The sequence below is a fragment of the Chryseosolibacter histidinae genome, from assembly GCF_018598225.1.
In the GTDB taxonomy this organism is placed as follows: Bacteria; Bacteroidota; Bacteroidia; order Cytophagales; family Cyclobacteriaceae; genus Chryseosolibacter; species Chryseosolibacter histidini.
Genome location: NZ_JAHESF010000046.1, coordinates 1 through 26,132, shown reverse-complemented (window position 1 = coordinate 26,132; position 26,132 = coordinate 1). Strand labels below are relative to the sequence as shown.

General features: G+C 52.1%; 17 protein-coding genes. 13 read left to right on the top strand and 4 right to left on the bottom strand.

What is annotated here, in order from left to right; translation table 11 throughout:
- Positions 1–21 precede the first annotated feature (21 nt).
- The 3 genes from KK083_RS27660 (at position 22) to KK083_RS27650 (ending at position 2,427) form a co-directional block, all read left to right on the top strand.
- On the top strand, positions 22–1,446 hold the full coding sequence (locus KK083_RS27660; protein ID WP_254169386.1) for an HmuY family protein: 1,425 nt from the start codon (positions 22–24) through the stop codon (positions 1,444–1,446).
- Positions 1,447–1,572: 126 nt separating this feature from the next.
- Entirely contained in the window at positions 1,573–1,914 is a 342-nt protein-coding gene (locus KK083_RS27655; protein WP_254169385.1) for a DUF6686 family protein, read from the top strand.
- Positions 1,915–1,956: 42 nt separating this feature from the next.
- On the top strand, positions 1,957–2,427 hold the full coding sequence (locus KK083_RS27650; protein ID WP_254169384.1) for a DUF4920 domain-containing protein: 471 nt from the start codon (positions 1,957–1,959) through the stop codon (positions 2,425–2,427).
- A 44-nt stretch (positions 2,428–2,471) separates the two neighbouring features.
- Here KK083_RS27650 and KK083_RS27645 read toward each other — a convergent pair whose 3' ends face one another.
- Positions 2,472–4,118: a UxaA family hydrolase gene (locus tag KK083_RS27645; protein WP_254169383.1), complete on the bottom strand. Its 1,647-nt coding sequence runs from the start codon at positions 4,116–4,118 to the stop codon at positions 2,472–2,474.
- A 220-nt stretch (positions 4,119–4,338) separates the two neighbouring features.
- Between KK083_RS27645 and KK083_RS27640 the strand changes: the two genes are divergently transcribed.
- From KK083_RS27640 to KK083_RS27595, 10 genes are all read left to right on the top strand, one after another.
- The gene (locus KK083_RS27640; protein ID WP_254169382.1) at positions 4,339–5,337 is read left to right on the top strand and encodes a sugar kinase; all 999 of its coding nucleotides are present in this window, start codon (positions 4,339–4,341) and stop codon (positions 5,335–5,337) included.
- Positions 5,338–5,339: 2 nt separating this feature from the next.
- Positions 5,340–6,008 carry a beta/alpha barrel domain-containing protein gene (locus KK083_RS27635; protein WP_254169381.1) on the top strand — a complete coding sequence of 223 codons (669 nt, stop codon included), beginning with the start codon at positions 5,340–5,342 and terminating at the stop codon, positions 6,006–6,008.
- A 33-nt stretch (positions 6,009–6,041) separates the two neighbouring features.
- The gene (locus KK083_RS27630; protein WP_254169380.1) at positions 6,042–7,373 is read left to right on the top strand and encodes an MFS transporter; all 1,332 of its coding nucleotides are present in this window, start codon (positions 6,042–6,044) and stop codon (positions 7,371–7,373) included.
- A gap of 108 nt (positions 7,374–7,481) precedes the next feature.
- Positions 7,482–11,606 (top strand): hybrid sensor histidine kinase/response regulator transcription factor, encoded by a 4,125-nt coding sequence (locus KK083_RS27625; RefSeq protein ID WP_254169379.1) that lies wholly within the window; start codon positions 7,482–7,484, stop codon positions 11,604–11,606.
- 360 nt (positions 11,607–11,966) lie between these two features.
- Positions 11,967–12,518 carry an REP-associated tyrosine transposase gene (locus KK083_RS27620; RefSeq protein ID WP_254169378.1) on the top strand — a complete coding sequence of 184 codons (552 nt, stop codon included), beginning with the start codon at positions 11,967–11,969 and terminating at the stop codon, positions 12,516–12,518.
- 525 nt (positions 12,519–13,043) lie between these two features.
- Positions 13,044–15,881, top strand: a complete 2,838-nt coding sequence (locus KK083_RS27615; protein WP_254169377.1) for a glycoside hydrolase family 31 protein — start codon at positions 13,044–13,046, stop codon at positions 15,879–15,881.
- A 65-nt stretch (positions 15,882–15,946) separates the two neighbouring features.
- Entirely contained in the window at positions 15,947–19,174 is a 3,228-nt protein-coding gene (locus KK083_RS27610) for a SusC/RagA family TonB-linked outer membrane protein (protein WP_254169376.1), read from the top strand.
- 21 nt (positions 19,175–19,195) lie between these two features.
- A complete protein-coding gene (locus tag KK083_RS27605; protein ID WP_254169375.1) occupies positions 19,196–20,896 on the top strand; it encodes a RagB/SusD family nutrient uptake outer membrane protein in 1,701 nt (566 codons plus the stop codon).
- 28 nt (positions 20,897–20,924) lie between these two features.
- Positions 20,925–22,139, top strand: a complete 1,215-nt coding sequence (locus tag KK083_RS27600) for a glycan-binding surface protein (RefSeq protein ID WP_254169374.1) — start codon at positions 20,925–20,927, stop codon at positions 22,137–22,139.
- Between the two features lie 77 nt (positions 22,140–22,216).
- A complete protein-coding gene (locus tag KK083_RS27595; RefSeq protein WP_254169373.1) occupies positions 22,217–23,983 on the top strand; it encodes a glycoside hydrolase family 9 protein in 1,767 nt (588 codons plus the stop codon).
- Between the two features lie 214 nt (positions 23,984–24,197).
- On the opposite strand, the gene KK083_RS27590 is transcribed toward KK083_RS27595, so the two are convergent.
- From KK083_RS27590 to KK083_RS27580, 3 genes are all read right to left on the bottom strand, one after another.
- On the bottom strand, positions 24,198–24,815 hold the full coding sequence (locus tag KK083_RS27590) for a hypothetical protein (RefSeq protein WP_254169372.1): 618 nt from the start codon (positions 24,813–24,815) through the stop codon (positions 24,198–24,200).
- A 267-nt stretch (positions 24,816–25,082) separates the two neighbouring features.
- On the bottom strand, positions 25,083–25,490 hold the full coding sequence (locus tag KK083_RS27585) for a response regulator (protein ID WP_254169371.1): 408 nt from the start codon (positions 25,488–25,490) through the stop codon (positions 25,083–25,085).
- 186 nt (positions 25,491–25,676) lie between these two features.
- Positions 25,677–26,132 (bottom strand): metallophosphoesterase family protein (locus tag KK083_RS27580; RefSeq protein WP_438834732.1); only part of this gene is annotated, 456 nt, incomplete at its 5' end.

Sequence of the window (26,132 nt, the reverse complement as noted above, 5' to 3'; positions counted from 1 at the left end):
AATAATAAACCTAAATAACATATGCATAGCAGATACAAAAACCTGTGGATCCTGTTCGTGAGTGTAGCGAGTTTCTTTGCGCTCAGCAGTTGTGATGATGAACCCGCGGATCCTGATAACATTGCCATTTTTGAAAGTGCCGAGGTCGGATTCGAAGGAAGCCAGACTGAAATAAAAGTTACGTTGTCGAGGGCCGTAAAAAATGATGTTCCTGTTACGATCACGCTTGCGCCGACGGGTGTGACTTACGGCACCGACTTCACTACAGAACCTGACGGAAGCTCGGGTTCGTTGACACTGACCATTCCTTCGGGCAGCGCACAGGCATCTTTCACGGTGAGCAAACCTGCAGGTATTTTCCTCAGCGGGAAAGAAAGTATTGGCTTCACGCTGTCATCTGTAGGCGAACCGGTGCTCATCGGTGAAACGGCCAGCCTGAAGCTTAATTTTTCTGCCATCGTTTCGGAGGGTTCGCAGCTTCAGCTCAACGGGCTCATCGCAGCAGAATCAGGGACCAGCGCCGGCAACTCGGTATTTGTTGACCTGAGCAACAATCAGCAGACGCCCATCGCCCGCACCAAATGGGACCTGGGCTTTTATGGCGGCGACGATTTCAGGGTGATCATCAACAACACCACTGGGGCTTCCGTTGTAGGCATCAGCAAAACGGATCTCACGCAAGTAACGTCGGCCGACATCGATCCCAACGCACTGAAAGTAGGACAGTCGCAGACCGATCCAACCGTTAATGAGAACTTCCCTGCGATCGATAATGTGTTTGGCGATCTCAGCAAAACGGCCATGCCTGTGGTGTCGGCTACCGATGCCGAGAACAAGGTCTATATCATCAACCGCATCGGTGGCACGAACAACGTTGGTGCTACTGCCGATCTTGTGAAGATCCGTGTGCTGCGTACTGCGTCTGGATACACACTGCAGTATGCGAAGATCAACGAGACCACGATTAAAAGCCTGGCCATTGCCAAGGATGCCACCGCCAATTTCAGCTACGTGTCGTTCGACAATGGTGCTGTTTCCGTCGAGCCCGCCAAAGCAAAGTGGGACATTGAATGGACGTGGAGCATCTACTACGCGCCCAACCCACCGCCGTCAGGCCCTAACATTCCTTACGCATTCTCAGACCTTGTATTCATCAACCACCTGGGTGGAACACAGGCTGCAGAAGTGCTCACCAGTACCGGCGTCACGTACGACACCTTTAACGAAAGTAATGTTGCGGGCATCACGTTCAAGTCGGATCGTAACCTGATCGGCTCCAACTGGCGCGCTACCACGGGTACGGTAGGCGTAAAAACAGACCGGTTTTATGTGATCAAAGATCCAGGAGGAAACATTTACAAGCTCAAGTTCCTGAGCTTCCACGCTGCCGATGGTGGCACCCGGGGTAAGCCGGTGATCGAGTATAAACTCGTTAAGAAGGCCTAGTTGAGTGGTAATCGGTAATCAGGTATTCGGTAATCGGTTTTGAGAGTTGTACTGTATTACTGATCACCGATTACCGTTTACCGCTACTGATTACCGATGACTGATTACCGATCACTGACACTGACTATGCATCAAAACTCCACATCCTTTCATCTCCTGGCTGAATGCGCCAACGGTTACATTGGTGAGTGCACCTGCTGCCGCGAGTTCAACTTTGCCTATAAAAACATCCTGCTGGCGTTCCAGGAGGAGGAGATGTGCCGTTTTCTGGAATGGCTCGTGGATTCCAGGTATCATCCTGACACGTTCCAACCCTTGCCACACCAGCGCGACCGGGTTTATTGCAGTCCGCTATCGAACATGTACCTCGCGTTCAGTTTGGAAGAGCTGGAGGAGGTGGAGGCGTTGTTCGGCCAGGCCCGCCTGATGCTGGAAGCGCGCAAGATCATTTCTGACAGCGCATCATGAACGGGTGAGATAAAATCAATATATTTCAAAAAAAAATTGTCTATGAGAATTGCAATACTCCTCTTCCTGACCGTGATCACGGTTGGGGTAATGGCCCAGCCGCCACAGGTACCAGCCGATGCGGGCGCAACGTTCGGTGCCGGAACAACGTCAGACATGGCTTTTGAAGTATCCCAGTTGCCCGACTTCCTGAAGGGAAAAGAGAGCGCCGATGTGAAAGTGATCGCCAAAGTGGTGGATGTTTGTCCCAAGAAAGGATGCTGGATGGCGCTGGAAATGCCTGACAACAATAAAGTATTCGTAAAGATGAAGGACTACGGTTTCTTCGTTCCCATGGCGATGATCGGCAAAACCATAGTGATCGATGGAGAAGCCAAAAAGATCACCACGTCCGTGGATGAGCTGAGGCACTACGCGGAAGATGCTAAAAAATCGAAAGAAGAGATCGCGGCCATTACAGAATCGAAAGAAGAGATCAGGCTGACCGCGAAAGGCATCCTGGTGATGAGATAAGCGTAAAGGATGACATCCTTTCAAAGGATGTCATCCTTTAGATGCTACAACGAGACACCCCGTTTCCACGGAATAAAATCATCCTGTCCGAGTTGTGTTGCCTTGGTCTTTTTGGTACCACTGGCAATATCGATGATGAACTCCAGGATGTCTTCACCCATCTGCTCGATGGTCTTCTCACCGGCAATCACAGGTCCGCAGTCAATATCGATGATATCGGGCATTTTCTGCGCGAGCTTGGTGTTTGACGACAGCTTCACTACGGGTGAAATAGGGTTGCCGGTAGGGGTTCCCAGGCCTGTGGTAAACAACATCACGTTGCAGCCCGATCCAGCCAGGGCCGTGGTGCTCTCAACATCATTACCCGGTGTACACAAAAGATTGAGGCCGGGTTTGGTAACATATTCTGTATAGTCGAGCACATCGGTGATAGGAGAGGTGCCGCCTTTCTTGGCTGCTCCGGCCGACTTCATCGCGTCGGTGATCAGTCCGTCTTTGATGTTTCCGGGTGAAGGGTTCATATCGAAACCTGATCCCACAGCTTCCGCAGCTTTTGAATAAGCGCGCATCAGGTCGGCAAAGCGGTTGGCGATCTTTTCAGATTCACAACGGTTGAGCAGCTCCTGCTCTACGCCGCAGAGCTCAGGGAATTCGGAGAGCACAGACGATCCGCCCAATGCAGCGATGAGGTCTGAGGTATGTCCGATGGCGGGGTTTGCCGAGATCCCTGAAAATCCGTCGGAGCCGCCGCACTCGAGTCCTACCACGAGCTTGCTGAGCGGTGCCGGCTTGCGTTCCTGTTTGTTCACTTCTGCCAGCGCGAGGAATGTCTGGCGAATGGCTTGTGCCAGCAATTCCTGTTCGGTTCCTTCCTTCTGCTGCTCCAGCACGATGAGCGGCTTGCTCAGGTTCGGGTTGAGCTTATTCAGTTTTTCTTTCAGGATATCGACCTGCGCATTCTGGCATCCCAGGCTCAGCACGGTAGCGCCGGCCACGTTTGGATTGTGGATGTATCCTGCCAGCAGTGCGCAGAGGGCTTCAGAATCCTGGCGTGTTCCACCGCAGCCACCTTCATGGGTCAGGAATTTGATACCGTCGATGTTGTTAAACACCTTCGAACGTCCGTTGGTATTGTTGCCTTTGAAATTGTACGTGGCAATGGCATCCGTCTTTCCTTCCTGGTATAATTTCACCAGGTCTTGCACATAGTCTTTATAGGCATCGGGTTTAGAGAAGCCCAGCGCTTCTTCAAAAGCATGCCGGATAACATTCACGTTACGGTTCTCACAGAAGACCAGCGGCAGCACGATCCAGTAGTTGGCGGTGCCCACCTGGCCGTCTTTGCGATGGAAGCCCTGGAACGTTCTGTTCTTCCAGCGGGAGACATCGGGTGCCTGCCATGTAAAAGTTTTGCTTTTGCCGGCGAAGGCGGAAGATTTGTGTTTGACATTGTGGGTACCGATCGAGCCGCCGGCAGCGATGGGTTTGAGGGCCTTGCCTACGAGCACGCCGTACATGATGATCTCTTCATCGGGTGCCATGGCTTTCTCCACGAACTTGTGTTTGGCAGGAACATCCTCTACCAAAGAAAAGGAAGTGCCGTTTGAACCGATCTTTTCTCCTGCTTTAAGGTCTGTTAAGGCTACCAGCACATTATCAGACGGATGAATTTTTAAATATTTACTTGACATATCAAAATAACTCTTATCTTGCGCAATCGATTGCGCAATGTACACATTTTTATGAACGTTTGCAGCAACCGGAAAAGAATAAATGAAAAATTAACTGACGTCCCTCCATTCAATGATAAAGGTAAATGTTTCCCCTCTATGTTATATCTGCCTGCATCGCTTAAATTGGTCGGAATTTCGGCGTGCCCTCTCGCAAACCTTTGATATTTAAAACAGACGCATGAGTCAAAAAGTTGTTACGTTCGGTGAAGTGATGATGAGGCTTTCCACACCTGCCTTTGCCCGCTTCACACAATCCACCAGTTTTAACATTACCTATGCGGGGGCAGAAGCCAACGTGGCCGTCTCCGTAGCAAATTTCGGAATCCCCTCAGCGCACGTCACCCGCTTTCCCGACAACGACCTCGGTGCTGCTGCTACCCAGGCGCTGCGCAAATATGGTGTCGACACCTCCTTCATCCTGTATGGCGATGAACGCATGGGCGTATATTTTCTGGAGAACGGTTCCATTCACCGCGCCTCCAGGATCATCTACGATCGTTTTGACTCCGCATTCGCGCACATTCAAAAAGGCTCCATCAACTGGGATGAGATCCTGAAAGATGCCGCATGGTTCCATTATACAGGCATTACGCCGGCCATCTCGCAAGGCGCTGCCGACGTGTGTCTCGAAGGACTGCAGGCCGCACGCAAAAGAGGTGTAAAAATTTCCGGCGATATCAACTACAGACGCAACCTCTGGCAATACGGCAAGTCTGCAAAAGACATCATGCCCGCGCTCATCGAGCTCACCGATGTGATGATCGCCGGTATCACCGATATGGAGAACTGCATGGGCATCTCCGGCAATTCATTCGAGGAAGCCTGCAGGCAAACAATGAAACAATATCCCGCGGTTAAAAAGATCGCCACCACAGAACGCGACTCTGTAAGCTCTTCGCACAACAGGATCTCGGCCGTACTGTTCGATGGCAAGAAGATCTTACAATCGAAGTCGTATGACCTCACGCACATCGTAGACCGTGTGGGCTCCGGTGATGCATTCATGGCAGGACTGGTATACGGCATGTTGTCGAAGAAAGACGATCAGCAGTCACTGGAATTCGCCACGGCAGCCTGTGCCTGGAAACATACGGTGGAAGGTGATGTGAACCTGGCATCGGCAGCAGAAATAGAGAACCTGGTAAAAGGAGAGAACGTAGGAAAACTTTTAAGATAAGCATGGCCTTCAGCAAACAACAGATCTTTGATGAAATGAAACGGACCGGCATCGTTCCGTTATTCACACACGACAATCCCGAAGAAGCACAGCAGGTGCTGCAGGCAGCCTATGCCGGCGGCGTGCGTGTATTTGAGTTCACCAACAGAAGGAAGAATTCGTTCGAGATCTTTCAGCACCTTCATCGCCAGCGCAACCACTTCCCTGACCTCATGCTGGGCATCGGCACGATCATGGATGGCGCCACCACCAAAAAATTCATCGATGCGGGAGCGGATTTTATTATCTCGCCCATCATGAAACCAGAGATGGCGGAAGTATGCCACCGTCATGACAAGCTGTGGATACCGGGCTGCGCAACGCTCACGGAGATCGTTACAGCCAAAGACAACGGAGCGGTAGTGATCAAGGTATTTCCCGGCTCGGTGCTGGGGCCAGGCTTTGTGTCGTCCATCATGCCTGTGGTACCTGACCTCAACCTGATGATCACCGGTGGCGTGGAACCCACCGAGCAGAACCTTTCTGCGTGGTTCAAAGCCGGCGCCATGTGTGTGGGCATGGGCTCGCAGCTGTTCACGAAAGAGATCCTGCAGCAGCGCAACTGGGACCTTCTCAAACAGAAGGTGTCTGAAGCCATGAGCATCGTTAAAAAAATTCAGTCCAATCAATAATTTTTTCCAATCATGCCTACCAAAACCGATACTATGAAGCCCCCAGGACAGCAGGCCATCGCCAACCCTGTGACCAACTACCGATGGACCATCTGTGCCCTGGTATTTTTTGCCACCACCATCAACTACCTCGATCGCGCGGTGATCAGCCTGCTGAAGTCGGACCTTACGAGGGAGTTCAGCTGGAACGACGGCGATTATGCCAACATCGAGATCGCCTTCAAGCTGGCGTATGCCATCGGCTTGCTGGGCGCGGGGCGACTCATTGACAAGCTCGGAACCAAGCTCGGCTATTTCCTGGCCACGCTGTTCTGGAGTCTTGCCGCAGTAGGTCATGCCCTGGTGCGCGGCACGGTGGGATTCATTGTGGCACGGGGTGCGCTGGGACTTACGGAGGCGGGAAACTTCCCTGCAGCCATCAAGGCCACGGCGGAATGGTTCCCCAAAAAGGAACGTGCGCTGGCCACCGGCATCTTCAACTCGGGCGCTAACATCGGCGCCATAGTTGCACCCCTGAGTGTTCCGTTCATCGCTGCGGAATGGGGCTGGCAGGCGGCATTTGTCATCACGGGATCGTTCGGTTTTATCTGGCTGGTACTTTGGTTCTTCATGTACGAGGTTCCTTCAAGGCATAAAAAACTTTCTAAAGAAGAATACGATTTTATTCATAGCGACAGAGATGCCACTACAGAAGTTCAGTCGACAGAAGCTGAGCCCAGGGTGTCATGGTTCCGGTTGCTGGGCTTCCGGCAGACCTGGGCGTTTGTGATCGGAAAATTCCTTACCGATCCCATCTGGTGGTTCTATCTCTTCTGGTTGCCCGACTTCCTTGAAAGTCAGTACGGCATCAAAGGAACCGCGATGGCAGTACCTGTTGCTGCGGTATACCTGATCTCCACCATCGGCAGCGTTGCGGGAGGCTGGCTCCCGTTCAAGCTCATCAACAACAACTGGCAGGTGTTCAAGGCCCGCAAAACATCGATGCTGATCTATGCCGTGCTGGTAATACCGATCGTCTTCGCCCAGATCCTGGGGCAGCTCAACGTGTGGCTTGCAGTAGGTGTGATTGGCCTGGCAGCCTCCGCGCACCAGGCCTGGAGCGCCAACATCTTCACTACGGTTTCAGACATGTTCCCCAAGAGGGCGGTAGGCTCTGTAACGGGTATCGGTGGCATGTTCGGCTCGCTGGGTGGTATCCTGCTTTCGGCCCTGGTGCAGAAGAACCTGTTCGTATATTACCGCAGCATCGGTGAGATCGAAACGGCATACTACATCATGTTCATCATCTGCGGTGCGGCATACCTGCTTGCCTGGCTCATCATGCACTTCCTGGTTCCGAAAATGGAGCCTGTGAAATTGCAATAACGTAGTAACAACGCTTTCTATCCCTATATCCCTTTGAGGGTTTAAAACCCTCAAAGGGATTTTTCTTTCCGGGGATTTCATAAATTGTGGAACGGTTGAAGGATCCGTATGAAATTCTGGCCCATTCTTTTCTGTTTGTTGCCCTGGCTCTGCTGTATCCAGCTTTCAGCGCAAACCCATCAATATCGCTTTACGCGGATCGATGTCAATAAAGGACTGTCTCACAACCAGATCAAAACTGTACTAAAAGACAGCCGCGGTTTTTTATGGGTGGGAACCATCTCGGGACTCAATCGCTACGACGGATACACCATTAAAGTGTACCGCAACGACCCGGGCGATTCATCGTCGGTCATCAGCAACGATGTGAACAAGTTGTTTGAAGGTCCCGACGGAAAAATATGGATCCACACCTGGTCGGGACCGAATGTATACGATCCACTGACGGAAACTTTCCATCGCAATGTGAAGCGGATCCTGGCGAAATACGGCATCCCGGAAGGACTGATCAACGACATCAAAAAAGATTCGAAAGGCAACTACTGGTTCATTCACGCCACACAAGGACTCTTCCGGTATGCGAAAAATACCGGGCAGACCGTGAAGCTGGATCATCAGCCTGGCGATAGTTCCTCCCTCACTACCAACGGCATCACATCGTGGGCCGAAGATCCGAAGGGAAACATCTGGATCCTGCACAGCAACGGCATCATTGAAAAGATAGATCCGTCCACGCTGAAGGTCACCTACCGCAATCACGAGCTGAACCAGCGCTTCCGGAATGAAGTGCTCGAATACAATTTTACCATGGACACCGACGGCGATCTCTGGTGCTACATTCCCAACAACAATTCGGGCTTGTTCTATTTCAATACTACCACGCAGGCATGGCGGCACATCGACAGCACCACACCAAAACCGAAGCTGAACATGGATATTGTGCGGGGTATTGTTCAGGACGACAGGGGCATCTTATGGGTAGCTACGGATCACGGCGGCATCAACCTCATCGACAAACGCGATTTTTCAGTCGAATACATTTTACACAACAAGGAAGATGAGAAGAGCCTCAGCCAGAACAGCATCAACGTGCTGTATAAAGACAAGGAAGGTATCATCTGGGCCGGCACCTTCAAAAGTGGTGTCTCGTATTATCACCCCAACATCAATCGCTTCAGACTCTACCGGCAGCAGATCGCCGATGCAACGAGCCTTCCCTTCAACGACATCAACGCTTTTGTTGAAGACGACAAGCAGAACCTGTGGATCGGCACCAATGGCGGAGGCCTGATTTACTTCGACAGGAAGAAGAACAAGTTCACCCAATATCTTCACGACCCATCAAATCCCAACAGCCTTAGCACCAATGTGATCGTCAGCCTCTGCTTCGACCGCGAAAAAAAACTGTGGATCGGCACTTACTTCGGAGGGCTCAATAGTTTTGACGGCAGAAAGTTCACCCGTTACAAACACAATCCGGATGACCCGGCCAGCCTCGGCGACGACAGCATCTGGGAAGTTTTTGAAGACTCGCAGGACAATCTCTGGATCGGCACACTGACCCATGGTGTCGATCTCTTTGACCGCAAGAAGCAACGGTTCTATCACTACCAGATCGGCGGTGTCAACTCCATTCATGGCAGCTACGTGCCGGCCTTCATGGAAGACAGCGAAGGAAATCTCTGGATCGGTACGGGCTATGGCATCGACCTGCTCGACAAACAATCCGGGCGATTCACGCACTATATCAATCAACAGAACAATCCGCAGACGCTGAGCAACAACACAATATTGGCAATGCTCGAGGACAGTCGCGGCCTGATCTGGATCGCGACCTATGGCGGCCTGAACCTGTTCGATAAAAAAACGAAAACCTTCACAGCCTACACGCAGGAAGATGGCCTTCCGCACAATTCCATTCTCACGCTGCTGGAAGACGACCACCACAACCTGTGGGTGAGCACACCGCATGGCATCTCCAACCTCATCATCGATTATGTGCCGGGAAAAAAGGACTCGCTTTCCATCCGGTTCCGGAACTACGATGAGACCGATGGACTTCAGGGCAAACAATTCAATGAGAATGCAGCGTTCCGCACCTCCGCCGGTGAACTGATCTTTGCCGGCGCCAGTGGCTTTAACCTCTTCAAGCCCGAGCACATAGGCTTTAACGTGAACAAGCCGCGGGTTATCCTCACCGACCTCCAGGTGTTCAACAAAACCGTGAAGATCGGCGAGGAGCTCAACGGCAAGGTGATGCTTCAAAAGGCGATCTATGAAACTGAGCACCTCACGCTTGATCATAGTGACAACGTGTTCTCCCTGGAGTTTGCCGTGCTCAGCAATTTTCATCCTGAGAAGAGCCAGTACAAATACATGATGGAAGGCTTCGACAAAGACTGGGCCGTGACCGATGCGGCACACCGCCGGGTGACGTACACGAACCTTGACCCAGGCAACTATACCTTCATGGTAAAAGCTTCCAACAACGACGGCGTGTGGAATGAAACACCAACGTCGCTGGCCATCACTGTGCTGCCACCTTTCTGGAAGTCCAGAACCGCGTTTGTGCTCTATGCGGTGGCGATTCTCGGAGCCCTGTTCCTGGCCCGGTGGCTGATCCTCTACAACGCACGTATGAACTTCAGGATCCAGCAGGAGCGGGAGGCAGCCCAGCGCATGCATGACCTCGATGTGATGAAGATCAGATTCTTTACCAACGTGAGCCATGAGTTCCGCACACCCCTTACGCTCATCCTAACGCCGTTGGAGAAAATGTTGAAGCACGCTGCCGCAGGAGAACAGCGCAACCAGTTCGAGCTCATCCACCGGAACGCCAGGCGATTGCTGAACCTTGTGAACCAGTTGCTCGACTTCAGGAAGCTGGAGGTGCAGGAGATCAAATTCAATCCTTCGGAAGGCGACATCGTGAAATTTATCCGTGAAGTGTTCTATTCCTTCTCAGACCTTTCTGAAAAGAAGAACATCCGGTTTACTTTTCAATCGTCCATCCAGGAGCTCGAAACACTGTTCGATCAGGATAAGCTCGAAAAGATACTGTTCAACCTGCTTTCCAATGCGTTCAAATTTACGCCGGAGAATGGCAGCGTCTCGGTGGAGGTGAGCTTCGCAGACAAGGACGATTCGACATGGCTCGCCATCAACGTAAAAGACAGCGGCATCGGCATCCCCGTCGACAAACAGGAAAAGATCTTTGAACGTTTCTTCCAGCATGATTTACCAAAAAGTATGGTGAACCAGGGCAGTGGCATCGGGCTTTCCATCACGCGCGAATTTGTAAAGATCCACGGAGGGTCTATTGCTGTTGAAAGCGCGCCGGGGCAGGGGAGCTGTTTTACGGTGCTGCTTCCCCTGACAGAGTTGGTGCCCCATACGCCCGGAGCGACGATCGAATCAGCGGGATTCGTATCCGAAGAAATTACCGAGTACCACCATCATGGCGAACGCATCGGCAAAAAACCGGTGCTGCTGCTCGTGGAGGACAACGAGGATTTCAGGTTCTATCTCAAAGACAACCTCAAGCTTCAATATACCGTGCTGGAAGCCAAGAATGGAAACGAAGGACTACAGCGTGCCCTGGCTTCTTTACCCGATCTGATCGTGAGCGACATCATGATGCCCGAAATGAATGGCATCGAGCTCTGCAAAAAGATCAGGACCGACCAGCGCACCTCGCATATCCCCGTGATCCTGTTAACCGCGCGCACCGCCGAAGAGCAGAAAATAGAAGGCTTCGACAGCGGCGCCAGCGACTACGTAACCAAACCTTTCAACTTCGAAATTTTACAGTCGCGCATCCGCAACCTGCTGGCCCAGCGTGAGGCCTTCCAGAAAATGTTCCACAAGCACATCGACGTGAAAGCTGCCGATGTGCCGATCACTTCCCTCGATGAGAAGCTGATCCAGAATGCCATCAAGGTGGTAGAGAGCAACCTGGGCGATGCCGAATTTACGGTAGAAGAGTTCAGCCGCGAGCTGGGCATGAGCCGTGTGCACCTGTATAAAAAGCTGCTGGCGCTCACCGGCAAGTCGCCGCTCGAGTTCATCCGCACCATCCGCCTGCAACGCGCCGCCCAGCTCCTGGAAAAAAGCCAGCTCACCGTTTCCGAGATCGCCTACCAGGTCGGCTTCAACAACCCCAAATACTTCAGCAAGTACTTCAAAGATCATTTTAATGTGCTGCCGTCGGCGTATGCGGGAGCGAAGAGGTAACTGAGTTACGGAAGTAACTTCCGTATCAAGACCGGACTTCGATTCTAGATTTCCAGAAAGGGCCGGAAGAAACTTCCGCCCCAGGGGCTACGATTCGAAGCTCCACTAGCGCGGAAGTTATTTCCGTGCGCTTTGTTCCCCCTTGATCGGGGCTGTACTCTTGCAGTGGAACTTAGTTCCACAACAGACCCGGTTACGGAAGTAATTTCCGTATCAAGACCGGGCTTCGATTCTAAGATTTCCAGAAAAGGGCCGGAAGAAACTTCCGCCCCAGAGGGGACCTGGAACTTAGTTTCACAAACTACGCTTGCTCGAAGAATTTACTATCTTGGATTAATAAACGCTTACGACCCTCTTCTCATGAGCGAAAAATACAAGGTCCGAGATCAGGACAGTCCTTATTTTATAACGTTTGCTGTTGTTGAATGGGTTGATGTATTCACACGTCAGCTTTATCGAGACATATTGCTCGATTCTCTTCGCTATTGCCAGAAAGAAAAGGGCTTAGTTGTTTATGCCTGGTGCTTGATGAGCAATCACATTCACATGATCGTTGGACGGAGCGCCGAAAACAAGATTGAAGAGATTATCCGCGACTTTAAGAAATTTACGTCTGTTCATATCTGCCGAGCAATAGAGCAAAACGAGCGGGAGAGCCGAAGATCATGGATGCTGGATATTTTCAGGCGCGAAGCAAATGATAGCAGAAAGCATGAGAAATATAAATTCTGGCAGAACGAGTATCACGCCGTTGAATTGTTCTACAATGAAATGATAGACCAGAAACTGGATTACGTGCACAATAATCCTGTTGAGGCAGGAATAGTTGAAAATGCAGAGGATTACCTGTATAGCAGTGCGAGGAATTATGCCGGACTGAACGGATTGATAGAGGTCGAGTTTGCATTATAAACAAATGCCCCCCTAATCGTAACGATTTTATAACCTCCTGAAAGCGTGTGTGCGCGTACATTTGAATTTTAGCAGGGTTTACGGCATGGAAAGACTGAAAAAGAAAGGCAGGCTGATGTTTGTTCTCGAGATCGTTCTCTATTTCGCAATCGCCATCTCTATGGCATTAGTTATCATGCTTTAAGAAGGTACAACCATAGAAGGTACGAAATACGAGGTACGAGGTACGATTTGTGCGAAACGCACTATCTGCGATCAGGGTGCTCACGTACTTCGTACCTCGTACCTTACCTCCTCCTTCTTCGAACCCCGGCCTGATTCACAGACAGTTACGCATTTTCGTAACTGCCTAGCTGCTAACAAAACCGACCCTGATTTGAAACATTTTCACCCCCTCTGTTAACGGCGCAGCCACAACTACTGAACATTTCAATACCCATTCAACGGCGGTTTACCCTCTACCTTTATCGAAACCGATTGCGGAAATCTTATACCGGCAATCGAATGAACTGAAACATTTTACCGATGACGAGGGCTCTTTCAGCAAACATTATTCTCCTGTTGTGTCTTTTGACGGCCTGCAACCAGCAGCAAGCCGTCCAGAAACTTGATGACGGCATCGTAGTAACACTTCATCCCCGGGCAGACGGCGCCCGGCAGGTGAGGCTTCAGGTGGTGTCGAACGATATCATCCACGTAACAGCCACCCCTGCCGATACCTTTTCAACAACACCGAGCCTTGTGGTGGTGCCCGGTCTGAAAACAGACGGCTCATGGCAGCTGATCGAGTCTGAAGAAATGGCCACGCTGGTTACGCCATCGTTGCGGGCCAACGTTTCGTTAAGCACAGGTGAGGTGACCTTTGCCGACAGCACCGGCGCCGTGATCCTCCACGAACAGCGGGGCGGAGGCAAGACCTTCACCGCCACCACCGTAGAAGATCAGAAGGCATGGCAGGTACGGCAGGTGTTTGAATCGCCGGCCGACGAAGCCTTTTATGGTTTGGGCGGCCATCAGAACGGCCAGATGAACTATAAGGGCCAGGATGTGGAGCTCGTGCAGCACAACATCGTTGACGTTGTTCCCTTCCTCTACTCGAGCAAAAATTATGGCATCCTGTGGGATAACTACTCCATCAGCAGGTTTGGCGATCCGAGAGATTACAAGCCGCTGAACTCCCTGAAACTTTTTACAAAAGAAGAAAAGCCCGGCGGACTGAGCGCTGATTATTATGTTGGCGACAAGATCGTTAAAAGTGTGATCGAAGATAAGATCGAGTTCGAGTACCTCGAGACACCTCAAGTTGACAATTTCCCCAAAGATGTTGCGCAGAAAGGAAAGGTGGTGTGGCAGGGACTCTTCGCGTCAGATGTGGAGGGGCCGCACAAGTTTCTCGTGTATGCCTCAGGTTATTTCAAGGTGTGGGTGGATGACCAGCTGGTGCTCGACAAATGGCGGCAGAACTGGAACCCCTGGACGAACAAGTTCACAACCGCTATTAAAAAAGGGGAGAAGCATTCGCTGAAAATAGAATGGGATCCCGACCATGGGGGCTACATGGCCGTGAAGCATCTTGATCCTCTTCCTGAAAAGGAGCAGAATGATCTTTCCTTTTTTTCTGAAGTTGCCGATGAGATCAACTACTATTTTATCAAAGGCGACAATGCCGACGATGTGATCGGCGGCTATCGCAGGCTTACGGGCAAGGCCCCCATCGTTCCCCAATGGGCCATGGGCTTTTGGCAGAGTCGCGAGCGCTACCGTTCGCAGCAGGAGCTTACCGATGTGGTGAAAGAATACCGCAAGCGTAACATTCCCCTCGACAACATTGTGCTCGACTGGCAATATTGGGAAGATCCCAAGTGGGGCTCCCATGAATTTGATGCAACGCGGTTCCCGGATCCGCAGCGCATGGTGGATGAGCTTCACAACAAGCTGAACGCCCGCCTCATGATCTCGGTGTGGCCGAAGTTCAACAAGGGCACCAGGAACTATGAAGAGATGAGCCGCAACGGATTTCTTTTTGCGCGCAACGTGGAAAAGAAACGGAAAGACTGGGTGGGCGTAGGTTACGAGTCTACTTTTTATGATCCGTTCAACCCTGCCGCCGGCGCCATGTTCTGGCACCAGATCGATGCAAGGCTCAACCGCCTGGGCATCGATGCATGGTGGCTCGATGCAACCGAGCCCGACATGCACTCCAACCTTTCGCTGGAGGAACGCAAGATCAATATGAGTCCTACGGCGATGGGACCGGGCGCAAAATACTTCAATGCCTATTCACTTATGAACGCGCGCAGTGTTTATGAAGGGCAGCGCAAGTCAAGTCCTGATAAACGTGTGTTCATTCTTACCCGTTCCGCTTTCGCGGGGCAGCAGCGCTACGGTGCGGCTACCTGGAGTGGAGACATCGTATCGCGTTGGAGCGATTTCCAGGACCAGATCGCCACCGGTATCAACTTCTCGCTGTCGGGTATTCCTTACTGGACCATGGACATCGGCGGGTTTGCCGTTGAGCGCAGGTACGAGAAGGCCACGGGCGAAACACTGAATGAATGGCGTGAGCTCAATACAAGGTGGTTCCAGTACGGTGCGTTCTGTCCCATCTTCCGCTCGCACGGCCAGTATCCCTTCCGTGAGATCTTCAACATCGCCCCTGAAGGCCATGAAGCTTACCGGAGCATGGTGTACTACGACAAGCTGCGCTACCGGCTGATGCCTTACCTGTATTCACTTGCCGGTCGCAGCTATTTTGAAGACTATACCCTGATGCGCGGGCTGGTGATGGATTTCCCGGCTGACACGCATGTGCGCAATATCGCCGATCAGTATATGTTCGGTCCTGCGCTGCTGGTGAACCCTGTTTACGAATACAAGGCACGCTCACGCAAGGTCTACCTGCCGGAATCATGCGGATGGTATGACCTGTACACCGGAAAATACTTCGAAGGAGGGCAAACCGTTGAAGCGGAGGCGCCGCTGGATAAAATGCCTGTGTTTGTCAGAGAGGGGTCGATCATCCCTGCCGGGCCTGAGATCCAGTTCACCTCGCAAAAGCCTGCCGATCCACTGACACTATATGTGTATACAGGCAAGGATGCATCTTTCACACTTTATGAAGACGAAGGTGTTAACTACAACTATGAGCAAGGTCAATATGCAACAATATCACTTTCCTATGATGAAGCCTCGCAGACGCTGACGATCGGACCTCGTCAGGGCGCCTATGCAGGCATGCTGAAGGAGAGAAAATTTGAGATTGTTTGGGTAAACAATGATCAACCTGTCGGGATGGGCTTCACGGCTCGTCCCGCACAGGTGATCGCTTATGCGGGGAAGGCCTTGTCTCTCAAACGTCCTTGATCAGGTTTCAAACAACTAGAACATATCCAATTTTACAATTTAACCCTTAACCAAAACGAAAGCGTATGAAGAAAAACTACAGAGGCTTAAACAGACTGGCTTCGGTGTTTTTATTTCTGTTCGTCTGCAGTGTTGCGTTCGCGCAGCAACGGCTGATAACAGGTAAGATCACAGACGAGGCTGGTTCGCCATTGCCCGGTGTAAACATCGTGCTCAAGGGCACATCCTCGGGCACCACCACCGATGTTGATGGGAACTTCGGCATCCAGGCGACCGAAACCGATGTGCTCAGCATTTCATTCATCGGTTACGAGCCGCAGGAGGTTCGTGTCGGTAACCTCACCGTTGTGAACATCAAACTTGCCGAAGATATCAAAACACTGCAGGAGGTTGTTGTGATCGGTTATGGTGAAGTGAAGAAAAGCGATCTCACCGGTGCGGTGGTATCGGTAAAAGGCGAGACCATCAACCAGAGTGTTACAACGGGTATCGACCAGGGTCTGATCGGACGTGTTGCCGGTATCACGGCTACACAAATGTCGGGTCAGCCCGGTGGCAGCGTTTCCATCCGCATCAGGGGTACCTCTTCTGTTAATGGAGATACGGAGCCTTTGTATGTGATCGACGGTGTGCCGATCTCAGGCAACAACCGGAACGTTTATGAAATGGGTCTTGGCGCAGTGGGTGGTGCAGGAAAAACTACGTACAGTCCGCTGTCGACCATCAACCCGAGTGATATCGAATCCATCGAGATCCTGAAAGATGCTTCGGCCACCGCCATTTACGGAAACCGGGGCTCGAACGGCGTGGTGATCATCACTACCAAACGTGGAAAAAAAGGCGAGGCCAAGGTAGCGTATGACGGCTACTACGGCGTGCAGCAGGCTCCCGTAAAAATGGAGATGATGAACCTGCGCGAATATGCCGAGTTCAGGAACGATTGGGCCGCGGAAACCGCAGGAGAGACTCCCGATCCGATGTTTGCAGATCCATCAGTGTTGGGTGAAGGAACCGACTGGCAGAAGGAGATCTTCAGAACAGCGCCGGTGATGAATCATCAGCTCACCCTGAGCGGTGGAGACAAGACCAGGTATGTGATCACCGGAGGATATTTCAAACAGGATGGTATGATTCTCGGCTCAAATTTCGACCGCTATTCGTTGCGTGTAAACCTGGATACGGACGTTAAAAAATGGCTGACCGTGGGAAACAGCCTGGCTGTTAGTAAAACAGATGAACGGCTCGGCGTCTTTGACCGGGGTGGCATCATCGGCACCGCCCTTAAAGCAAGGCCCGACGTGCCTGCCCGCAACTTCGACGGCTCGTATGCTGGCGTAAGCAGCGAAGGTGCTTTTGTGAACCCGCTCGCGCAAGCCCTCGACAAGAAAAACTACCTGAAGCGCGCCACGGTGATCGGCAACGTGTATGCAGACTTGAAGTTCCTTCCGAGCCTGACCCTGCGTTCTGAGTTCGGCGGAAACGCAGAGCTCAACAATAGCTCTTCCTGGAATCCTACTTACAACTACGGCGGCGGCGCCGTGAATGAGCATAACTCTATCTCAAGGCAAAGCGGTCAGAGCTACTTCTGGCAAGTGAAGAATTACCTCACATTCAACCAGCAGTTTGCCAATGTGCACAATGTCACTGCCATGCTTGGCCAGGAAGCTTCATCATGGGGATGGTACAGCGTAGGGGCTACGGGCAGGGATCTGCCTACCAACGATGTGCACTCCATCGACCTGGGCGATCCGAAGCAATTTACGGCGGCGGATGCATCCAACAGCGGTGCGCTTGAGTCGTACTACGGAAGGTTGAATTATAATTTCAACGAGAAGTATTACGCAACCTTCACTTATCGCGCCGACGGCAGCGGTAACTTCGGTCCCGGCCACAAATGGGGATACTTTCCATCAGCAGCACTTTCGTGGAGGCTGACAAGTGAACCATTCTTACAAAACATCAAAACACTCAGCAACCTGAAACTGCGCGCCAGCTGGGGTAAGACCGGTAACGCCGGCAATCAGGGTGGATTCAAATATGGTGAAACGCTGGCCACACTGCCCACCAACCTTGGATTGGGCTTCAGGTATACAAACTACGGTAACCCGCTCATTACCTGGGAAAGCTCCGAGCAGGTGGATGTTGGCGTGGACGCAGCGTTCCTCGAGAACAGGATCTCCCTCACCTTCGAATATTACCGCAAGCTTACATCGGACCTGCTGCTGGTGCAGCAACTCCCCGGCTACATGGGAACGATCGGAAACGACGCTGTCAAAAGGGAAGCACCCTGGGGTAACTTCGGTGAGCTCGAGAACAAAGGTTTCGAGATCCAGGTCAGCAGCAAAAACCTCACGGGCAAGTTCCAGTGGGATACTGACCTGAACATTACCCGTAACCGCAATACGTTGCTCGACCTGGGCATAAAAGATGCGTTCCTCAGCGGAAATATCGGCGCCTCGGGCAACGTACTGGTGTCACGCACGCTGAATGGCCAGCCCCTGGGAAATTTCTACGGATACAAGGTGGTGGGCATCTTCAAGGATAAGGAAGACATCCTGAACAGCCCCGTGCAGTGGGACCCTAAGAACGATGTTGGTGCTGACGGACAGCCTATATTCTCGCGCGATGGTACTGTGTGGCCCGGCGATCTCAAGTTCGCTGACATCGACAAGAACGATACCATCGATACACGCGACCGGGTAAACCTTGGGTCGCCGCAGCCCAAGTTCTCTTTCGGGTTCAACAACACTTTTCGTTATGGTGGATTTTCACTCGAGATATTCCTCGTAGGAGTTTATGGTAACAAGATATTCAATGCCATGAAGAACCCCAACGGATCAGGATTGGCTGCCATGAGAAGCGCGTGGGACAATCAGCTGAAGGAAGTTACCAACCGTGCCAAGCTCGAGCCCATCAACGCCGCTACCGATGGATGGTGGAACGACATCAATAATGTGCGTGTGAGCAACCCGAATACAGACATTCCGCGTGCAACCTTCTCAGACCCTAATGAGAACACAAGGGTGTCGAGCCGGTACATCGAAGACGGATCCTATTTGAGGATCAGGAACATCAGGCTTGGCTATACACTGCCTGCGTCACTGATCAGCAGGATCAAGGCCAGCAACGTATATGTCTACGCGCAGGTGCAGAACGCCTACACGTTCACCAAATATTCGGGATTCGATCCTGAGGTGGGCCAGGACACCTGGGACAGAAACTTGTTCGGCGTAGACAACGGGCGTTACCCCTCTCCGAGAATGTACACCGTTGGCCTGAGCCTCGGATTTTAATCAACCCTTATTGAAGAAACTATGAAACAGTATAAATATATTTTCTGGATGCTGGCACTGTTAAGCGTGGTGCCCACCGGATGCGGCGACGAGTTCCTGAACCGCCCTCCGCAGGATGCCTATGTTGCAGAAGAATGGTTCAAGACCGAGAGCCAGATCAATGCAACGGTCAATGCGCTGTATGGCGGGGTCTGGTTCGATTTCCAGCGCTCGTTCATTAACATCGGCGATGTGATGGCCGGCAACGAGCATAAGGGCGCTGACAATCCCTTCTATACATTCAACGTTAACGCTACCACCTCCGGCATCAGTGAAGCATACAATTCACTGTGGATGGCGGTGGGATATGCCAACAGTGTGCTTGAAGGCGTCACCAAATATGCGCCGGCATCGCTTGACAAGGCAGTTGTGAACAGGGCATTGGGCGAAGCGCTCGTGTGGAAATCCATGGCGTATTTCTACCTCGTAAGATCGTTCGGACCGGTTCCGATCATCGAAAGCAATTCCGAGTCGATCACCGATGGATCGGCCGTAAGGTTATACAGGAATACAACGGCCGACATATACGAGTACATTGTCAGAATGCTGACACGTGCCGGCGAGCTGCTTCCCCAGGAGAATCTTCCCGGAAGGATCAACCGCTACACGGCATATGGACTGCTGGCGAAGGTTTATCTCACAAGATCGGGCGTAGGCCAGATCGGCACCCGCAAACAGGCAGACCTTGACAAGGCAAAAGAGTACGCCGGTATGGTGGTCAATTCTTCGCTGAAGCTGGAGCCTGTTTACTGGAACCTGTTCAGGATCTCCACCGGCAACCGCAATCCGGAGAACCTGCTCTCATGGCACTGGCAGTCGGCAGAAGCCTGGGGCTCGCAGAATGCCATGCAGGCAGACCTCGCCGTGCAGAACCTCACGGGTTTTGGAGACGGATGGGGAACATGGAGCGGCCCTTCCATCAACCTGCAGCAGCTGTTCGGTGAAGACGCAACAAGGATCGGCGCGGGCAATCGTGTGACGAACGACTCCAGGAGAAAATCTACGATGATGATGGACGGCGATTTTTATACCGACCTTCAGCGCGACAAGCCGAGTGATCCCACCAACGCCAACAGCCCGAAAGGCCTCAAGGTGACCTGGGATGGTGGCTCGCAATTCCAGTCGCCTACAGGCGCATGGGCCAGGAAACACATTGTAGGAAATGCGAAGGATAACGAAGCCGAAGGTGGTGGCCTCATTGCTTTTATGAAGACCGACCTGAGCACGCACCTGCTGAGACTGGGCGATGTGTACCTGATCTACGCCGAAGCGATCCTGGGTAACAACGCAACCACCAGCGACGCTGAAGCTTTGAAAGCGCTGAATGCCGTGCGCGCGCGGTCCATCGCCAACCACGTGGCCCTGACCCAGTTCAATTTTAACGACATCCTCAATGAGCGCAGGCGCGAGCTTGCCTACGAAGGTGACAACTGGTTCGACTATGTGCGCCTGAACTACTACAAGCCTGACGAAGCGATCGCCCTGCTGGCGGCGCAGGAAAGGGGCAACTACAACGGCAACGCTGCAACGCTGCCCATCACCCTGGCCTCGAGGCACTATACGCCTACCAGTGGAGACTTCCTGCTGCCCGTTCCGGAAGGAGACCTCTTGAAGAATCCGAACCTGAATGCCGAGCCCGTTGCTTACGATTTTAGTAAAATGAAAACACTGGGCAGAGACTGATCCGTTAAGCTTTAAATCATTTATAACTATGAAAAAGATACACGCATTATACCTATCGTGCCTGGTGATGATCGCTGCTTCGGCGGTGTTGCTCTCGTGCGATGATGAAGCGGAGGCACCGGTCATCACGAATGTGCGGCTGACCAACCCTGCCACGCGCGATGTTTCCCTGACGCAGGCTCCGCTCGGCGCCGTGCTGGTGATCCAGGGACGCAACCTCGGAGGAGTCACCAAACTGTACCTGAACGACTATGATGTGAAGCTGCTGCCCAGCTATGTTTCCAATAGCAGCATCGTTGTAACCATTGTGGACCAGGTGCCGACCATTGCTACCAATCCCAATGTATCCAACACCATGCGGGTGGTGACAAAAGACGGGCAGAGCTTCTCGTATAACTTCGAGACCCTGCCTCCGCCAGCCATCATCGAGTCGGTGAGCAACGAAATGGCTAAAGCAGGAGAGACCATTACCCTTACCGGTAAGTATTTCTACTTCGTTCAGGCTGTTGCGTTCCCCGGCAATGTGCTGGGCACGAACATCACTACGGCACCTGACGGCACCTGGCTCAAGGTTACTGTCCCGGCCGGCGTTTCCGCGTCTGGCGGACATATTTTCGTTGCCTCTAACAGTGGTCTCTCCAGCCAGACTGTGAGAAGCCAGTTCGGCAACAAGACCGGCATGTTCATGAACTTTGATGACCTCAATCCTTTTGGATGGGGAATCCAGGGCTCGAACATCACCACATCAACCCCCGGCGGCATCATCAAACCCATCGACAACAAGTTCGGACTCATCAGCACCATGCTGAACAAGAACTTTGGCTGGTCTAATGATAAGGTGATCGATATTACCTACTGGGGCAAGAAGATGTTCCCCGAAGGAGCTGGCTATGAACCGGCAACTGCCATCAGCGACATGGACCTGCGGCTGGAAGTAGCGGTGGAAAAACCGACCAACAACCTGGATGGAGTTCAGCTGCTGGTGTGGATCAACCTGGACGCCGAGTATTCCTACGCTTACCCGCTGGGGCAGGCAGTGAAGTCACTCGATGGTAACTGGTATACCGTTTCCGTTCCGCTCTCAAACCTGGCAACCTCCGGAGGAAAGAAGCTGGCCAATTACGGAGACATCCTCAAGCAGGGCACGCATGAGATCCGCCTGGTGATCAACAATGCAACCGCAACGGATATAGATGGCACGATCACCGTTGACAATGTCCGGATCGTAAACCGTACCCGTTAATATTTAGTTTAGTTGGGAGCAAGGATCTGAAAAGGTCCTTGCTTTTTTATTATCTTTTCTTCCGTAGCCTGACACACATGCAACAACATATGCGTTTTCACATCAGCAGTCACCGGGGAGTAGTGTTGCTGCTCATGGTGTTTATGATCTCCTGTGCTTCCGAAGCCCAGGAAAAATTATCCGAGAATATTCGGACCAACCAGATCGGTTTTTACCCGCCGGCGCAAAAGATAGCGGTGGTGGCGGGGGAGGCCTACAGCGAGTTCTACATTGCATCACCGGACCTGAAACAAAAATATTTCAGCGGTAAGCTGAGCGATGTGAAACGCTCTGCGTTTTCTCCGAAGCCAACCAGGCTCGCCGATTTTTCAGCTTTTAAAACACCGGGCCGGTTCGTAGTGGTGATTCCCGGCCTCGGCTATTCTTACCCGTTCGAGATCCGCGAAAAAATTCATGAAGGGGTTGCCAAAGCGTCCATCAAGGCCTTTTATTATCAGCGCTTCTCCATGGCTTTAACACCGCAGTATGCCGGCCAGTGGAGCAGGGCTTCGGGTCCAACCCATCGCGAGGTGATCGTGCATCCTTCGGCAGCCACGGAGAAAAGACCCGCAGGCACGGTGATATCGAGTCCACGGGGCTGGATCGATGCAGGTGATTACAACAAGTACATCGTCAACAGCGGTATTACAACAGGTACTTTGCTTTCAGCCTATGAAGATTTTCCGGCATATTTCGATACGCTGAAGCTCGCGATCCCTGAAAGCGGCAACGATGTTCCCGACGTGCTCGATGAAATTTTGTGGAACCTGCGCTGGATGCTCACGATGCAGGATCCCGCCGACGGAGGTGTTTATCACAAATGCACCAATGCCAGGTTCGACCCGATGGTGATGCCTGATCAGGCTACCACGCCAAGGTATGTGGTGCAGAAGGGAACCGCCGCCGCTTTGAACCTTGCTGCTGTCAGCGCACAGGCCGTACGCGTGTTGCGAAAATTTGAACGTCAGTTTCCGGGGCTGGCCGACTCGTGCCTCAGGGCCGCGCAGCATGCCTGGAAGTGGGCGCAAAAAAATCCCGACGTAAAGTACGACCAGAACAAAATGAACGAAGCCTTCGATCCGGATGTGACCACCGGCGCCTATGGTGACCGTGATTTTTCTGACGAGTTCAGCTGGGCTGCCGCGGAGCTCTACGCCACTACAAAAGATGCGCAATACAGGAATGCGATCGGTCTCTCACCGGGAGCGCTGCTGGTGCCCACCTGGAACCAGGTGCGCCTGCTCGGATACTATACCTTGATCCGCCACGAAAAACAACTGCCTGCGGAGGCACAGCCCGTTGTTGCAGAAATGAAACAGCGCATCGTGCAATTTGCCGGCGACATGATCAAAGATGTCGGTTCACATCCCTATCACACGGTGATGGGCTCCACGCCAAAAGATTTTGTCTGGGGCAGCAATGCCGTAGCGGCGAACCAGGGCATCCTCCTGATCCAGGCATACCGCATCAGCGGCGATAAGCGATATGCAGATCATGCCCTATCCAATCTCGATTACCTGCTGGGCAGAAATGCCACGGGATATTCTTTTGTGACGGGCCACGGAAGCAAAACACCCATGCATCCACACCATCGCCCTTCAGAAGCTGATGGCGTCACAGCACCGGTGCCCGGTCTTCTCGCAGGCGGCCCCAACCCCGGCATGCAAGACAAATGCGCATATCCATCCTCCATCCCCGATGAAGCCTACATCGACGACGTTTGCTCTTATGCAAGTAATGAGGTAGCCATTAACTGGAATGCGCCGTTGGTTTATTTGGTGTGTGGCATCGAAGCGATGCGTTGAAAGGTCCACAGTCCACAGTCGACGGTCCACGGCCGTGCAGTACTGTCTATTCGAAGACCATCATCCAGAGCGTGGCCAGTGCGATGGTCTGTGTGAGCGAAGGATCCCCCGAACAGTTACTGCGTACTTAATTCGCGCGTCTGTTTTGCCATGAGCACTTCGCTACAAGGGGATTTTTCCCTCGTACTTCGTCCCTCGTCCCTCGTACTTCCTACTAGTCCTTCTTCTGGCTCCGGGCTTCTTTTCTTTCATTAAAGTAGATTCTGAAACCCGTCCCCACCTTCACAACATCAGACAACCGGATGGTATTGATATCGCGTAAGAAGCTGACGAAGTAGAGCTCGTTGCTGTTGTATTCGATGTAGCCTGTGATGGCCCGGAGGGAGTGGCCTTTTTTAAACTCGTAGGTGACGGAGCTCTCCATGGCAAAGTGCATGCGCAGCGCGGGGTTCCACCAGTAATATCCTTTGTGGCGGTCGCCTTCAGGGCCGGTCGATTCAGCTTTGTTATGATCGTTATAACTCGCCATGAGGCCGATGTCGATGGGGTTCATGCGCACGCGGTTCCAGACGGTGAGTGTCATCGGTTTGAAGAAGAGCTTCGTCGAGATCACGTTGACCCTGCCGCCCCGGTTCTCCGGCACATAGCCATAGTGGGCGCTGAAACGCGCTTTCGATCTGAACACGTCGTAGCCCGCACCGGCGCTGAAATAACCGATGCTTCCCGCGTATTGCGCTACGGCAAAATCAGGCACCGCCCAGTGTGCCTTCTGCGCTTGTGCGGTGATCGATGCCAGGGCTGTGAAAAAAAACAGTAGAGATCTTATGCGCATAGGCCGGTAATGAATGAGTTGCCTGGATACTTCAACGGGAGCGGTTGTACATGCGAAGGTCTCTTCAATAACGAACGACCGGACAGCGATCTTATTCTGTCAGTGCAAGGATAAATGGCCTTTGGATCGGCTGGCAACGAAGCTGTTGCAGGCCGGATCCGGTAAAAATTGAAATGATGCATGACCAAACCGATGAAAAGAAGGCTCCTTTTCGGTCATAATGTTAAAAAAACATGCCTTTGATTCCAGAATGGATGACGGCGGAAATCAGCCTTTCAGCGGTTTTACAACCTCCCTCAGTTTTTCTTTGGTTACCGGTTTCTGAATGTAGGCTTTTACTTCGGGGATGGAATTGGCCCGGTTGATATCTTTCAGGTGACCTGAAGAGCTGATGATATATATTTCAATAGGTTTGGCAAGCTGGTCTTTGATCTTGGCAAACTCCTGGAGAAACCCCCACCCGTCGAGCTCGGGCATATAAATGTCGAGCAGGATCACGTCTGGCAGATGTTCCACCGTTTGCCGGTGATGCAACAGGTAATCTACGGCGCCACGGGCTTTATCGTAGATGGTAATAATATCTGCAAGCTCTCCCAGCTCGGCCAGCCTTTTGATGTAAAAAGAGGCCATGGGGTCGTCATCAATGATCCAGAGATTAGCAATTTTTCGTGGCATGGGCTGAAATCCTGACTATCGGCACCCGAAATTCAGGCATTTAAGCAGCAATTAAATCAATAAATGAACACAAGATTGTTGAATTCATAAGTAATTCTTACGCCTTGGGAAAATAAAGATCCGCCGAAAACCGTGTCCGTGCGTGTCTAGCGTGTGTTTTAAACTTGAAACTTTAAACCGGAAACTTCAAACTTCCAGCATGTAAAAAGGACACTTATATCCTGCCTTGACAAGAATGGGTTTTGAGACGTTGAAGACCCTCACGCCGGTGCTGGTTTTCCCCTCCAGCGTACCTACATGGGCGTGGCCATGAAACGCTGCCACCACCTGTCTCCGGTTCAACGGTTCCGACAGGCGCGATGACCCCAGGAAAGGAAAGATGGGCTCAGGCTCGCCGATCACTGTCTCCTTGATAGGCGAATAATGCATCAGCGCTACTTTTTTGCTCACATGCTCGTGGTCGGCATCGAGCCTGGCCAGCGCGCGGTCGAGGCGCAACGCTTCATCCACGGCTTCCTGCACAAAAGCTTTCATCGCTCCTTCTCCGAACATGGAAAGCATGTAATTGTCAAATCCGCCGCCGAAACCTTTCACGCCAGCAAAACCGATATCTTTGATTACCACCGCTTCACCATCCAGCAC